Source organism: Streptomyces sp. NPDC001904, assembly GCF_040297005.1.
Taxonomy (GTDB): Bacteria; Actinomycetota; Actinomycetes; order Streptomycetales; family Streptomycetaceae; genus Streptomyces.
The window spans coordinates 60,596-74,201 of the sequence record NZ_JBEOYI010000023.1; the positions used below are offsets into that span (position 1 = coordinate 60,596).

A 13,606-nucleotide genomic window follows, 5' to 3' on the forward strand; every position below is an offset into this window, starting at 1 on the left:
CGAACCGATGCCCGCAGCCATCACCACAGACCGGGCCCCGGTGCAGCCCGCAGCGCGCGAGGCGTTGGTGAACACAGCGCCGAAGAAGCCGCGCGCGTCGAAGAAGCGGCACGCGCCGCGCTCGGCGCCGTCGCAGACGACGCTACGGCCGCACCGGCCGCGCCGTTCCGTCGGGCAGGTGCACCAGCCCGCTCCGGTCGTGCGGGCCCCCGCCGGGCGCCGTGTGGAGGTCCGGTCGGCCGCGCCGCACCGGCGGGCGACGGTGCCTCGTCACCGCACGGTCGCCCCACAACCTAGGTCGACGTACGCCGACTTGGGGGTGGTGTGCGGGTGGTCGAAGCAGGCCGGGGTGGATCCGGCGCTCACCGCGGCCTGCCGCCACACCGCTCGCTGATCAGATCGGTGCGTTCATGCAGGCGGTGCCGCTGATCCCGCAGATGTGCACAGACCTTGGCGCCCCGTCAGCCGGCCGCGGACCACGAGTGGCTGAGGACCCAGGGCGCACGACCGGGCGGCCACTGTCGAATTGCTGCCGGTGGGCTCTGGCCGTAGTGATGAGCCATGACATCTCTGATCGCCGTGCCGTCCCGCATCCTCACCGAGGTCACCGAGCTGCTGCAGTACGGCCTCACCAAGAACTGCGACCAGGCCGCCGCCGCGCTGGCCAACCTGCAGAAGCAGAGCGAGGGCTATCAGGACCTGCCCGCGGTGCCGCTCTCCGTCGACCTGCTTCAGCAGCTGCACCGCACGCTGCTCGTGCTGTGCATCGCGGCCGGCTCCGACTTCGCGCCGGGAGAGAAGGTCGTCCGCTTCGCCCGCAACGCCGACCATCTCCTGGACTTCGTCTCTGACCACCCTGCCGGCCCCGCCGCCCTCACCGTCTGAAAGCGCGGCCGCCCGTATTCGCCGAGGTGCCCGTATCTACCGCGCCCGCAGCCAGGTGAGCGTGCACAAGGGCAGGGCCAGCTGTGCGGCTGTGGTGAGCCACAAGTGGTGCGTCCAAGCCAGCCAGATCAGCAGCACCGGTCCGGCCAGCGCGGTCAACAGCAGTACGCAGAGAAGAGCCATCTCGCCCGGCTTTGCGGGCTGCACACCCTGCACCTGCAGAGCTTCACCGAGCGCCCGCGAAAACGCCCGCATAAAAAGCATCAGGGTGAGCGACCACAGACTCGCGACGGCGACAGTCATGACGATGGCCGCACCCGCATCCACGAGCAGTTCGGTCCGACTCCACTCCATGCGGGGAGTCTGCAGGACTGGACGCCCCGATGCCTGAGTAGCGGTACTCACCTTCGGTTCGCCTCGTAGCGGACAGTGCCGGCTGGAGGCGCGCGGGGCCTGGCCGGCCGCTGTCGGATGGCCACCTCAGGCGCAGGGTTCGATACGGGCACGGCGGGCCCGGGTCCGAGGCCGCGGCGGGCTCGGACCCGAAAGGACAGGATCCGCGCCGGAAAAATGTTCAGACGGCCTGCGCCAGGTCCTCCACGGCCGGGGCGTCGGCGTCGACCTGGGCGGGCTTCACGGGCGTGGGGAGCGCCGCCGGATCGTGCTTGAGCAGCATCCGCCGCTTCACCAGGTCCGGGCCCTCGAAGGCCGCCCAGTACCTGTGCCCGCCGACGAGTGCGGCGGTCTTCCGCAGCTCTTCCCACAGCGTGGCGTACGCCGCCCTGTCGTCGTCGCTCCATCCCGGTGAGGCTGGGCGTTCCATTGCGCGCCAGCCCTGGGTGTCGCTGATGGCTTCCACCGGTTCGAGGGACCAGGGCCGTTCCTTGGCGAAGGCGGCGAGCTGGGCGCCCAGCTCGGCCAGCAGCTTCTGCGCGGCGAGCAGGTCGGAGGGGAAGGGAGCGGCGTCGGGGGCATCGGTCATGTGCTCGAGCGTACGACTCAGCTCGGACATTCCACGGGCACATCATCGGAGGCCTCACCGCCTTCACCCGGGGCCCACCCGCCGCTGCAGTCAGGGCCGGACTGACTGCCGCAGGCGCCAGCATCGCGGCCAGGCCAGCGCCCCGGGCCTGCCCCAAGCCGAACCGACCCGCTCCCCGGCGCTCTCGGAGCAGGAGGCGCGACCTGCGCAACATCAGGAGTGGTTCCGACGTCCGGCCGCAGCGGCTTTGATGACGTGATCACCGAATTTGGCGCGGGCGGCGTCGATGACCCCTTCCACCCGGTGGTCCCGCTCGTCCACGGGATCGAACAGCAGCTGGTGGTGCGCACCCTCGACGGGGGCGAGTTGTTCGGCGCGCAGGGTGAGTTCGCGGACGCGTGCGCGTTGCAGGCCGAGCTGCTCGTAGAGCGTGTGCGCGAGGGTGGTGAGGGCGGGGGTGTGCTGGGTCGGTTCAGACAGGAGGCGGCTGCGGGTGGTGTGGGTGCGGTCGGCGTAGCGAACGGTGATCGACAGGCCGCGGCACACTTCGCGCTGACCGCGCAGACGGGTGCCGAGTTCGTCGGCGAGGCCGAGCAGGACCGCGCGGTGGGCGTCGGGCTCGAGCTCGTCCCGGTCGAAGCGCTGGTGGGCACTGGTGGAGCGTACGAGCGCAGTTCGCAGGACGGGGCGGTGGTCGATACCGGCGGCGCGGGCGGCGAGTTCGCGTGCGGCGTGCGGGGTGAGGATCCGGGCGAGGGTGCCGGCGGGGGTGGTGGTGAGGTGGCCGATGGTGGTGATTCCGTATCGGGCGAGCATCTTGGCGGTGGAGGGCCCGATCCCGGGCAGGTCGGTCAGCGGCCGCGGGCGCAGAAACCTGGTGACCGCTTCGTCGTCCGCCGCGATCACGAGGGTGCCCCCGTGGGGTGCGGCGGCCGCGGCCATGGCGGCGAGCATCGGGGAGCGGCCGCCGCCGATCGTGACGCGGACGCCGTGCAGGGCGATGGCGCGCAGCTGCAGCATCGCCGCGATCTCGGACAGGCTGTGGTCGAAGAAGGTCAGGGCGCCGGTGACGTCGAGGTCGGCGCTGTGGTCAGCGGGGTGTGGCTGGTAGACGGGGGTGATGTCCTCGACCAGGCCGAGCATCTGCTCGTAGAGGACCTCTTGGGCGTCGCTGCCGGTCAGGTCGAAGCGCACCCGCAGGACGGCGCGATCGCGCGCACCGGTACCGAGCCTGTCGGCTGCGGAGGCGGTGGTGCGGGTCATCCTGCGCTCCCGGGGGAGCGGTGTCCGAGACGCCGGAGGTCGGCCGCGCGGCTGCCGGCTGGCTGGAGGTCGCTCCAGGCATTCAGCTGCGCGCCCGCGGTGCCGTCGATCAGGGTGCGGCCACCGGGCCCGTGCCCTGTGGTGGTGGCCGGTTCGGTGGCGGGCTGCGGGGGAGTGGAGGCCGGGGCGGTGCGGCCGATGAGTTCGACGGCGGCCTGGACGCCGTGGTCGCGGCGTGTGGCTGCGACCTCCTCGAGGTCCCACACCATCTCGCCCACCACGGTGCGGCGCGCGCGGTGTCCTTCGCTGGGCCGGTCGGTGCCGCGTTTTTCGACGGTGCCGCGGACCAGGAGGAGTCCGGAGTGGAAGATCGTGTGGGCGCAGGCGGCGTGGGAGTCGTCGAAGAACGCCAGGTCGACCAGGCCGGAGCCGTCCTCGAGGGTGACGAAGATGACGCGCTTGCCGGACGGGATGGGCGGGGTCTGCGTGGAGGCCCGAACCCCTGCGACCAGGACCTTCTGTCCGGGGTGCAGTTCGCGCAGGTGGGCGGCGCCGGTGGCGCCGAGCTCGCGCAGCAGCCGGTGGTGGTGCTTCATCAGATGAGTGGAGACGTCGATGGAGAGCACGTCGAGTTCGGCCGACAGGCGCTCGCGTGCGGTCAGTTCGGCAAGGCCGGCCGGCTCGCTGCTGATGAGTTCCCCGCCGAGCGCGAGCTGGCCTTCGGCGGTCGTGCGGTTGCGGGCGTGGCGGTGGAGCTCGGCGGCCTGCAGCAGCAGATCCCGCCGGGTTACCGGGCCCTTGATCCGGTCGAGGGCGCCGATCTCGATGAGCCGCTCGGCGATCGGCAACGATGGGAGGGCTCTCTGCCAGAAGTCGGGCAGTGAGGTGTAGGGCTGGTGGGCGGCGATCCGCTCCGCCTCGACCTTGCTCATCCCCTTCACCTCGGACAGGGCCAGCCGGACACCCCAGCCGCTGGCCGTGGCCTCCACGCGGTAGGCGATGGACGACTCGCTGATGTCGACGGGCAGGACGGGCACTTGGTGGCGGCGCGCGTCGGCGACGATGACGCGCTTCGGCCACATTCCCGGATCGTGCTCCAGCAGCCCCGCATACAGGGCGGCCGGATGGTGGGCTTTGAGCCAGGCCGACTGCACCGCCGGGACCGCGAACGCGACCGCGTGCGCGCGGCAGAATCCATAGGCGCCGAACTCGCGGATGACCGCCCAGACTTCCTCCGCCACGGCCGGTGCGTAGCCGCGGCTCGCGGCCGCCGCCTTGAACCAGGTTTCGACGCCGGGCAGGCGCTCGGGATCGGCGAGGGCACGGCGGGCGACGTCGCCGGCGGCGCGGTCGCAGCCGGTCATCCGGACGAGGATCGCGATGATCTGCTCGTGCCAGATCACGACGCCTTTCGTGTCGTCGAGGATCGGCACCAGGTCGGGGTGGGGGTAGTGGGGTTCGGCGCCGTGGCGGGCGGCGATGAACCGCGCGGGCATGCCGCCTTTCACCGGGCCGGGACGGAAAAGGCTGATGTCCGCGATGACGTCCTGCATGTGGCGCGGCTGCAGCCGGCCCACGAGATCCATCTGACCCGGTGACTCGATCTGGAAGCAGCCGATCGTGTCGGAGCGCCGGATCATCTCGAACGTCGCCTCATCACCGAGGTCGACGTGGTCGGGGTTGTCGAGGTCGAGCTGACGGCCCGTGACGCGCCGGACTTCACCGACGGCGTGGGCCATCGCGGACTGCATCCGCACCCCGAGCACGTCGAGCTTGAGCAGGCCGAGATCTTCGACGTCCTCCTTGTCGGCCTGGACCATCGGGTAGTCGCCGCCGGGTGTGGGCTGCACCGGAAGCCGGTCCAGCAGAGTCGCGTTGGAGAGGATCACGCCGCAGGGGTGCATCGCGTAGCCGCGTACCAGCGCATCCAGGCCCTCGGCGAGCTCGAACAGGTCCCCGTACTGGCCTTGGGTGGCGGCGAGTTGGCGCAGCTCGGGGAGCTCGGCGAGCGCGGAGCGGATGTCGCAGGCCCGGATGTGCGGAAAGCTCTTGGCGATCCGGTCGACGTCCTGCGGTGCGATCCCGAGCGCGAGCCCGGTGTCCCGCAGCGCGTGCCGCGCCCGGTAGGTCTCCGGCATGCCGGTCACCGCGACCCGCGCGCTCCCGAACCGTTCGAAGATCTTGTCGTAGACCTCCAGGCGGCGGGCGGACTCGACATCGAGGTCGATGTCCGGCAGCGAGGTGCGCCGCTCGGACAGGAACCGTTCGAACAGCAGCCGGTGCTCCAGCGGATTGGCCGTCGCTACGAACAGGCTGTGGTTGACCATCGATCCGGCGCCGGAGCCGCGGGCGGCGACCCGTACCCCCATGGCGCGCACGTCGGCGACGACCTGGGCGACGGCGAGGAAGTATGCCTCGTAGTGCAGGCGGCCGATGACGTCGAGTTCGTAGTCGAGCTGTCGCACGGCGGCCGGATCGGCTTCGAGGCCGCGGGCGTGCATGCCGGCCTCGCAGCGCTGGCGCAGCAGACGCATCGCCCCGCCCTGCTCCCGGTCGGCCCCAACCACGTGCGGCTCGGGGAAGTGAGCCGAGCCGATCCCCAGATCCCGGACCGGGTCGAGGACGCAAGAGGCTGCTGTCGCATCGGTCTCGGCGAGGAGCGCGGCCGCGCGCTCGGGGCCGCAGTCGGCGGCGGCCGCGATCCGCTCGGCGACCGCCCGCATCTCGCTCGGGCCCTTCAGCCACCGCTCACCGCTGTCCGTCGAGCGCGGGTCGATCGGGCGCAGCAGGCGGGCGGCATCGAGGACGTCGGCGAGCCGATGCTGACCCGGGTCGGCATAGCGCACCGCGTTGGACACCACGACCGGCACACCCATGTGGTCACCGAGCTGCACGGTCCGCCCGGCCAGCCGCGCCGAGCCCGGCCCGGTGCCGGTCCGGCCGTGGAACACAGCCTCCAGGCGCAGGCCCGGCCCGGCCGCCTTCTGCCAGGGCCCGAGCAGCTGTTCGGCGACGTCGGGGCGGCCCGCGGACAGCGCCTGCACCGGCTCCGCGTCCGGGCCGAGCAGCACCACCAGGCCGTCGCCCAAGTGCTCCTGCAGCACGTCCCAGCCGGCGACCGGCACGCCCTCGACCGGGCGGGCGTGGGCGGCGGACACGATCCGGCACAGGTGCGCCCAGCCGGCCGCGGTCTGCGCCAGCAGCGTGATCCGGTGCCGGGCCTGTGCGACGTGCGCACCGCCACGCACCGGCATCCGCGCCCGCGAGCGCGTAGCGGCCGCCGTGGCGATGGGGGAGACGGCGAGGTCGACGCCGAACAGCGGCCGGACCCCGAGCGTGGCGCAGGCCTTGGCGAAGCGGACCGCCCCGGCGACCGTGTCGCGGTCGGTCAGCGCCAGCGCAGTGACGCCACGCTCGGCGGCGCGCTGGACCAGAAGGTGGGGGAGGGCTGCGCCGTAGCGGGCGGAGTAGCCGGAGGCGGCGTGGAGGTGGACCGCCGCTGTTGCGGGCATCACCGGTCACCTCCGTCGCTTAGGGCACGATTCGCGCCAAATGGCTCATTCGTACGTCTGCCACCAAGGTACTCGAACAGAAATCGAACACGCACGTCTGTTCTACCTCACGGGTCACGCGGTAGAACAGGAGGCACCACGCGTTTACGCAGACCACAGGGCACATCCGCAGGATCGCGGCGTCGTGGTTCGTGATCGGCCGGGCGGAGTAGTGCGCGCGGAGGGGGGAGCTGGCAGGGAGCGGCGGAGTATCCGGTCGAGGACGCCCTGGCCGAAGGTGTCGCTGTCCTGCCCGAGGGTGGGGGCTGGTGTCCTGTCTCAGTGATGTCCGGGCAGTCTCAAAGGTCTCTGGGTGACGGGGCGCTCGCCTCGCGGAAGTCTGGGCAAAGGAGGTGGCGTCTCGATCTTGTTTGGACACCCGTCGCTCGCTCTCCTCAGGCGTGCGATGGCCGGATCAATCCAAGCGGCGAATCTGGCTGGAGGCGGCGGACTGTCCTGGCGAGGGGGAGCGGTGCTGGCGTCCGTGCATATTGCGTACGCACGTGCTTTTGGCAGGCGTGTCGCATTTGCCCCGGCGCACTCTGGCTGGGAGCTTCCCGCTGATCCTGCACCTGCTCCCCATGGCCGTCTGCCTGTGGGTATACGCCTACCCGGGCAGCCTCCCGCGGGTCACCGCCTTCGCCGTCATCGGCATCTACCTGTGCTTCCAGATGGTCGTCCTCGCCGCACTCCGCCAGCGCGTCAAGGGATGGAAGCCCGCGGGGAACTGGAGCCTGGGCCGCGCCGGCCTCCCCATCAACATCGCCGCCCTCCTCTACGGGATCGCCGCGATGGCCGTACTCGCCCTTCCCGCCAAAGAGGCGACCGGCCTCTCCTTCGTCGACAAGTGGATCGTCCTAGTCGGCCTGGCCACCATCCTTGCCACAGGGCTCCTCTACATGCTCATCGCACGCCCCTACAACCGCTCCAACGCTCCCGAGAACGACGCACTCGCCGTCGCCCACCAACGCCAGCAGTCACACCCGCCAACAGGATCGGCACTCCTCGAAGGAGACCCTGAGTACCCAGAGCGCAGCACCCCGCCGCAGGCGACCAAGCACTGACCTTCCCCCACGTCTCCAAGCTCACCTGCGCCGCCGTGGCCTGCACCACGGAACTGAGCAGGTGGTATTTCAACGACGTCCGGGCTGGCGTTCTCGCGCTCCGCGGCGGCTGGCCGACGGCGCCCGAGATGCTGGCAGACGCAGCCGAGATCAAGATCCTCACCCAGTTCGGCGAGTGTCTCCGTGCCCTTCCAGACCGGCGCACGGCTGGCAGGGGAGGCAGCCGGACGGCTCGCGCCTTCGGGCAGTTGCCCGCCGAACCGCTGTACGCCGCGGCCCTGCTGACCCTGGCAGTCGGGATCCTCGACGATCCGGACGGCCCGACCACCCTCATACGGCTGGTGTCCGGCCTTCCCTCGACCAGCACCACCCACATTCGGCTACGAGAACTCGCCCCGCACTGCTCACCGAGGATGAGCGCGGCCATTCGTGCCAGCGTCCGCGTGAAGCACAGGAACGTCGGGCATCCCGCGCTGTTTCCGCAGCCTGCTACCCACCGAGGGCGTCTCGACCCCCGCACCATCCCCGCTGTCCTGCCTGAACACTGGGCCGCACCCCTCAGCGCGCTCCGTGCACCTGTACGCCAACTACGGCGCGACGCCGCCATCCGCCTCGTGCAGATGGCCACCGGCCACACGCGTGCCGCCGCCGGCCGCTACCTCGGCATTGCTCCCGGTGCGTTCCAGAGCGCAACCGTCACTGTCCGGAACGGGCAGAAGCAGCCCGGCAACGCCGCGGCCTACCAGATGGCTCTTCGTCGCGTGGTCGAGATCGCCATCGCCGAAGGCCAGCGTTCTAAGGCAGGAGCGCAGCCGAGGTAGCGAGTGTGCCTCGCGCTTACGCCGCGACAGCAAACGAGTTCGCAGGCACCGGAAGCTGCAGATACAAGCGTGCGAAATGGCCTGATAGCACAGCGCTCGCCCACGGACTGCAAGCCCTCAGCGGCCCGGTCCGGGGGCGAGGTTGAGATCACCTCTGGGATGGGGCAGAGGTGCGGAGGGGCGACGCGCCGGAACTCGTCAAGTTCCTGCTGACTTTGGGCTGCACCAGGCGTCGGCCTATCGACGCAAGTGGGTGAGGGCCTCGCTGAGTGTGGCTTTGAACTCGAACAGTTCACTGGTGCCGGTGGTGTGCAGCCGGTGGTGCAGGGGAGGGCATAGAGGGCCCACCAGGACCAGGGTGTGGTGTGCCCTCGCGTCGAGGAGGAGGCGCAGGAAGTCCATGTCGGAGTAGGTGAGTGCGCCGACGTCGATGATGAGAGCGCCGCCGCGGGGGAGGGCACGCAGAATCTGGTCGACTTGGTCGGTGGCACCGTGCCAGCGGGAGCACCTGCCGGTGAGGTGGATGATCGGCACGGGGGGATCGCCGAGGCTGGTCTGGATCACCTCGAATTGATGCCACGGGCCAGCCCGAGTCACTGGAACGCCATGGCAGCGCATGGGTGCCGCCGGCGCGAGGGCGGGATGTCATGCGGTGCGCGATTCCGGGTCACGGGTGCTCCTGGTGCGGGGTGAAGACCCAGGGGCGTCCGGCGGGCTGGGGGAGCCGAGCGTCGATGGCGAAAATCCGCACTGCGGGTTCAGGGCGGTGCGTGGATTCTCCGTGCGTTTCCTGCATGTGGGGACTACAGGACGCGCAGTCGCGTGAGCTTTCACTCTCCCACACGTCCGTCACTCGCTGCTCCCGGAGGGGGTCCCGCCGCTCCTTTCGGAGGAGACAGATCTCACTACTTCCCCACACCTTCTTAAGAGTGTTCGTGAATCTTCCGGGTAGTGAATCTGAGCTTGTTGCAGGACTTGTAGTGGGCGTGGTTAGCATCGGTGAGTGGGTAGTGCAGGCGCCCGTGGGCAGACCGTAGGATCTGCCGGTTCTCAGCAGTCGAGTGGAAGGTGGTGGGGGTTCGCTTCAGCGGCCCCACGTGATGGTTTCCTCCCCGGAGCCTTTGAGCTCCCGTGGCGTAGGACTGGCAGGCCCGCCCGCGCGTGACCCATATCCGCAGGTGATTGTCGACGCGTTCGGAAACGTCGTGTCCCACAATGACAGCGCCCTCGCCCTGATGGCTGGCCTGGAGCCGGGCATGCCGCTCGCGGGCGCGGCTCCTGCCTGGCTGACCGACGCCCACGCGACCACCGTGTCCCAGCTCTCCACCACGCGTGAGGGCGAAGTTGCCGAGCCTGCACGCGGCCTCATCCGTGACCTTGATGTCACGGCATTCCCTGGCCGCACAGGCGACGGGTCGGTGACATGGTGGCTGGTCGACGACAGCGACCTGCGTTTCGTGCGATCCGAGCTCGACGGCGAGCGCACCCGCAGCCGCCTGCTGCAGGACATCTCCAGTGAGCTGCTGTCGTCGTTGAACATCGAGCGGTGCATGGAGGTGACCGCGCAGATGGCGGCGCAGCATCTGGCCGATGCCGCCGTCATCATCGGTGCCGGCGCCGGACGTACTCTCCCCGTGACCTGGGCCACCACCGGCGGCCCCGTGCGACAGCAGAGAATCGCCGTCGACGCACGGGAACTGCCCGGCCTCGCCGAGGCGTTGGCGGGCTTCCCGCCCGTCCCCTCCCGCTGGATAGACCCACAACTGGTGCCCGGCTGGGTGGTGCCGGAGGAATTCGGCGACGGGCCGGCCTGTATCGGGTCGGTCGTCGTGGTCCCGCTGCCCGGGCACGGGCTGCCCGCGGGTGCGATCGTGCTGCTGCGGCGCAGCGAAGAGGCCGCGTTCACCGCGGCTGAGGAGACGTTCGCGCGGCTCTTCGCCGCGCGCGCCGGAGCCGCGCTGTCGGCCGCACGCATGTACGCCGACCAGACCCACATCACCAATGTGCTGATGCGCGAGCTGCTGCCGCCCTCTGTGCAGCAGACGTCCGGCATCGACTTCTCCGGCCGCTATGCGGCTGCTGCCGCGGCGGAGCATGTGGGAGGCGACTTCTACGACGTCCATGCCTCCGACACCGAGGACGGCGAGACCTTCGCGGTGCTGGGCGACGTGTGCGGCAAGGGACTTGAGGCCGCCGTGCTGACCGGAAAGATCCGCAACACGCTGCAGGCGCTGCTCCCGTTCGCCGACGATCACCTGCGCGTCCTGAAGCTGCTCAACAGCGCGCTGCTGAACTCGCACCACACGCGCTTCGCCACGATGGCACTCGTGTCCGCCTCCCGGGTGGGCAACCGGGTGCGGCTACGGGTGACCAGCGGCGGGCACCCCGCCCCACTCGTCGTGCGAAGGGACGGCCAGGTCGAGGAAGTCGCCACCCGCGGCACCCTCATCGGCGTCGTACCCACCATCAGTGCGTCGACGGCCGAGGTCGAGCTGCAGCCGGGCGAGACGTGCCTGCTGTACTCGGACGGCATCACAGAGGCGCACGGCGGTCCGCTGGGCGACAGCATGTTCGGCGAGCAGCGTCTGCACGACGTCCTCGCCGGCTGCGCGGGGCTGCCCGCCGAGGCAGTCACCGAACGCGTCCACATGGTCGCTACTCAGTGGATCGACGGCGGCCCCAAGGACGACATGGCCCTGCTGGCCATCACCGCCCCCCGCTCCGCCCACCTCACGGCAGTTGACGGACACACCCGAGGCAGGTTCACGGCATGACATCCACCAGCGTGACCGAAGGCACCGGCATGCCCTCGTTCAGCGTGCTGCGCGACCAACTGTGGCAAGCGGTGAGCAACGTCGACGACACCCACGCTGTAGCCCTCGTGCGCCACGCGGCTCACGCCCTGGCCCAGGCAGAGGGAACGTCACCGCAGACGGCCGCGGAGCGCGTCCTGCTGGAACTCATCGCACCCACCCAGGAACGCGTGGGCGTGGAATGGGCCGCGAACACCATCACCATCGCGCAGGAACACGCCGCGACCGCGATCAACGAACGCTGCGTTTCCGCCGTCGCCGACACCGCCCCTGCCACCCCTGAACCGGCCAAGGGCCGGTTGACCGTGGCGTGCGTGGACGGCGAGTGGCATGCCCTGCCCGCCCGGCTGGTCGCCGAAGTGCTGCGGCTGCGCGGCTGGCACGTGGACTACCTCGGCGCACAGGTACCCACCCAGCACCTGATCGCCCACCTCCACCAGCGCCACTCCGACGCCGTCCTGCTCTCCTCCTCCATCCCCACCCACCTGCCGGTCGCCCACACCGCGATCAGCTCCTGCCAGACCGCCGGCATCCCGGTCATCGCTGGCGGTGCCGCCTTCGGGCCCGACGGGGCGTACGCCCGCCTCATGCAGGCTGGCTGGGCTGCGAACGCAGGCGGGGCCGACGCGCTCCTGACCAAGGGGATCGAGAGCCCCACCGTCCAGGCGGCCCGGCTGGTCAACGCGGACCTCCCCCACCTGGAGGACCAGGAATACACGATGGTGCGCCAGAGCCGGCGTCAACTCGTCAAGCAGACCCTCGTAGACGTGGAAGAGGGCTTCCCCGTGATGCGCCAGTACACCGAATACCAGCGTGAACGCACCGTCGAGGACATCGACCACATCGTCAACTACCTCGCCACCGCCCTGTATGTGGACGACGATGCGCTGTTCACGCGCTTCATCACCTGGACTGCGGACATACTCGTCGCGCGCGGGGTCCCCGCCGTCAGCCTGCTGCCCGCACTCGGATCACTTGACCGGCAACTATCCGACTTCCCCCGCGCCACCTGCATCCTGGCCACGGCCCGAGGGGCCCTGAGCGTTCCAGGACAGCGCGCATGATCCATGACCTCCTCATCGTCACCTCCACCCGCGAAAGCGGCGTGCTGACCCTGTATGTCAGCGGGCAGCTCGACTACGAGACCAGCGACGAGTTCACCCGGCACGCAGAGCAGGCCCTCACCGCACGCCCGGGCGTAAAGAACATCATCGTGGACTGCCTCCAGCTGACCGAGGTGGACTCCATGGGGCTGTCCGCGCTTCTGGCCCTGCGGCGCCGTGCCGACACCGCGGGCGCCACACTGCATCTCGAAAGACGCCCCCGCCAGCTAAACCGGATCCTTGACGTCACCGGAACTCTGACCTACCTCACCCAGGACAGCGCCCAGAGCGCCTCCCCGGGTGCCAGAACCCGGGAAGCCCCCCGTACCCACGGTGGTGAGCAGCTGTCCCCGACGTCCGAAGGCCGCTCGGCTTCGGACATCAGCGACCACAACTGACGAGCTCTGCACCGCTCTGGTACGGCAGAGCAGACCCTCGGGTGCGCTGCAAGCGCGTTCCGCCGGTGGCCATCGGGTCATCTCGCAGCCGCGCACCACCCGTGTGAGCAGGCGTGAGGCGTGCATCGGTGCAGCCCAACTTCCACCGATCTCAGCCCAGGTCCGCTTCTCGTGCATGAGAGCGGGCTCTGGCCCACTTCCTGTGGAGTCGTTATGCCCTGTCACGGCCTGCGGGTTCATGGACGAAGGCGGACGGGCGGCGGCCGCCGTTCGGGACGGCGGCTGCATGCCCCTTACAGGTGCTCCTGTCCTCCCCGGACAGGGCACTGGAGCACTCCCTCCAGGCAGCCGGGGGCGTGGTCCAGCCCGGCCTCAGCGTTGCCCCGAGGGACTGGCCGGGCTGTCGGCGACTTCCGCGGGAGTGGAAGGCAAGCCCGGCGTCATTGGCGCCGCAGGGTCGCTCTGCTGCGGGATAGGCCCTCTCCGATACGCCAGAAGGCGCGGAGGACTGATCTCAGGGTAGAGCCCGCACCCTGAATCGGACCCAGACCATCCGGAGCTGTTTCATGCAGCGCGCTAACGGCTGTACCCATTTCACCCGTCCGCGGGGCGAATTCTGAGCACGCTACTGGCCGATGACGCCAACTGTGCGCTCAGTCACAATTGAATTGTGACTGAGCACTAGAACTGTCCAATGAGCACTGGACTTGTCGTGCTGAGCATTTG

General features: G+C 70.0%; 11 protein-coding genes. 6 read left to right on the forward strand and 5 right to left on the reverse strand.

Features of this window, described 5'->3' with window-relative positions; genetic code table 11:
• Window positions 1–561: 561 nt before the first annotated feature.
• Entirely contained in the window at window positions 562–885 is a 324-nt protein-coding gene (locus ABT127_RS29760; protein WP_351456521.1) for a hypothetical protein, read from the forward strand.
• Between the two features lie 36 nt (window positions 886–921).
• On the opposite strand, the gene ABT127_RS29765 is transcribed toward ABT127_RS29760, so the two are convergent.
• From ABT127_RS29765 to ABT127_RS29780, 4 genes are all read right to left on the reverse strand, one after another.
• Window positions 922–1,239: a hypothetical protein gene (locus ABT127_RS29765; RefSeq protein ID WP_351456523.1), complete on the reverse strand. Its 318-nt coding sequence runs from the start codon at window positions 1,237–1,239 to the stop codon at window positions 922–924.
• A 220-nt stretch (window positions 1,240–1,459) separates the two neighbouring features.
• Window positions 1,460–1,867, reverse strand: coding sequence for a DUF8825 domain-containing protein (locus ABT127_RS29770; protein WP_351456526.1), 408 nt, complete (start codon window positions 1,865–1,867; stop codon window positions 1,460–1,462).
• Window positions 1,868–2,080: 213 nt separating this feature from the next.
• Window positions 2,081–3,130, reverse strand: a complete 1,050-nt coding sequence (locus tag ABT127_RS29775; protein WP_351456528.1) for a DNA polymerase Y family protein — start codon at window positions 3,128–3,130, stop codon at window positions 2,081–2,083.
• Complete coding sequence (locus tag ABT127_RS29780) at window positions 3,127–6,642, reverse strand: DNA polymerase III subunit alpha (protein ID WP_351456531.1); 3,516 nt, start codon at window positions 6,640–6,642, stop codon at window positions 3,127–3,129. The genes ABT127_RS29775 and ABT127_RS29780 overlap by 4 nt, the downstream gene beginning before the upstream one ends.
• 557 nt (window positions 6,643–7,199) lie before the next feature.
• Between ABT127_RS29780 and ABT127_RS29785 the strand changes: the two genes are divergently transcribed.
• Both ABT127_RS29785 and ABT127_RS29790 read left to right on the forward strand, forming a co-directional pair.
• Window positions 7,200–7,745 carry a hypothetical protein gene (locus ABT127_RS29785; protein WP_351456534.1) on the forward strand — a complete coding sequence of 182 codons (546 nt, stop codon included), beginning with the start codon at window positions 7,200–7,202 and terminating at the stop codon, window positions 7,743–7,745.
• A 35-nt stretch (window positions 7,746–7,780) separates the two neighbouring features.
• On the forward strand, window positions 7,781–8,566 hold the full coding sequence (locus ABT127_RS29790; protein ID WP_351456536.1) for a hypothetical protein: 786 nt from the start codon (window positions 7,781–7,783) through the stop codon (window positions 8,564–8,566).
• A gap of 237 nt (window positions 8,567–8,803) precedes the next feature.
• Here ABT127_RS29790 and ABT127_RS29795 read toward each other — a convergent pair whose 3' ends face one another.
• Window positions 8,804–9,130, reverse strand: coding sequence for an STAS domain-containing protein (locus tag ABT127_RS29795; protein ID WP_351456538.1), 327 nt, complete (start codon window positions 9,128–9,130; stop codon window positions 8,804–8,806).
• Between the two features lie 536 nt (window positions 9,131–9,666).
• Here ABT127_RS29795 and ABT127_RS29800 point away from each other — a divergent pair.
• From ABT127_RS29800 to ABT127_RS29810, 3 genes are read left to right on the forward strand one after another with little or no spacing between them, the layout of a single operon-like run.
• Window positions 9,667–11,340 (forward strand): PP2C family protein-serine/threonine phosphatase, encoded by a 1,674-nt coding sequence (locus tag ABT127_RS29800; RefSeq protein ID WP_502971807.1) that lies wholly within the window; start codon window positions 9,667–9,669, stop codon window positions 11,338–11,340.
• Window positions 11,337–12,443, forward strand: coding sequence for a cobalamin B12-binding domain-containing protein (locus ABT127_RS29805; RefSeq protein ID WP_351456543.1), 1,107 nt, complete (start codon window positions 11,337–11,339; stop codon window positions 12,441–12,443). The genes ABT127_RS29800 and ABT127_RS29805 overlap by 4 nt, the downstream gene beginning before the upstream one ends.
• Entirely contained in the window at window positions 12,440–12,880 is a 441-nt protein-coding gene (locus tag ABT127_RS29810; RefSeq protein WP_351456546.1) for an STAS domain-containing protein, read from the forward strand. Before ABT127_RS29805 ends, ABT127_RS29810 begins: the two co-directional genes overlap by 4 nt.
• Window positions 12,881–13,606: the final 726 nt, after the last annotated feature.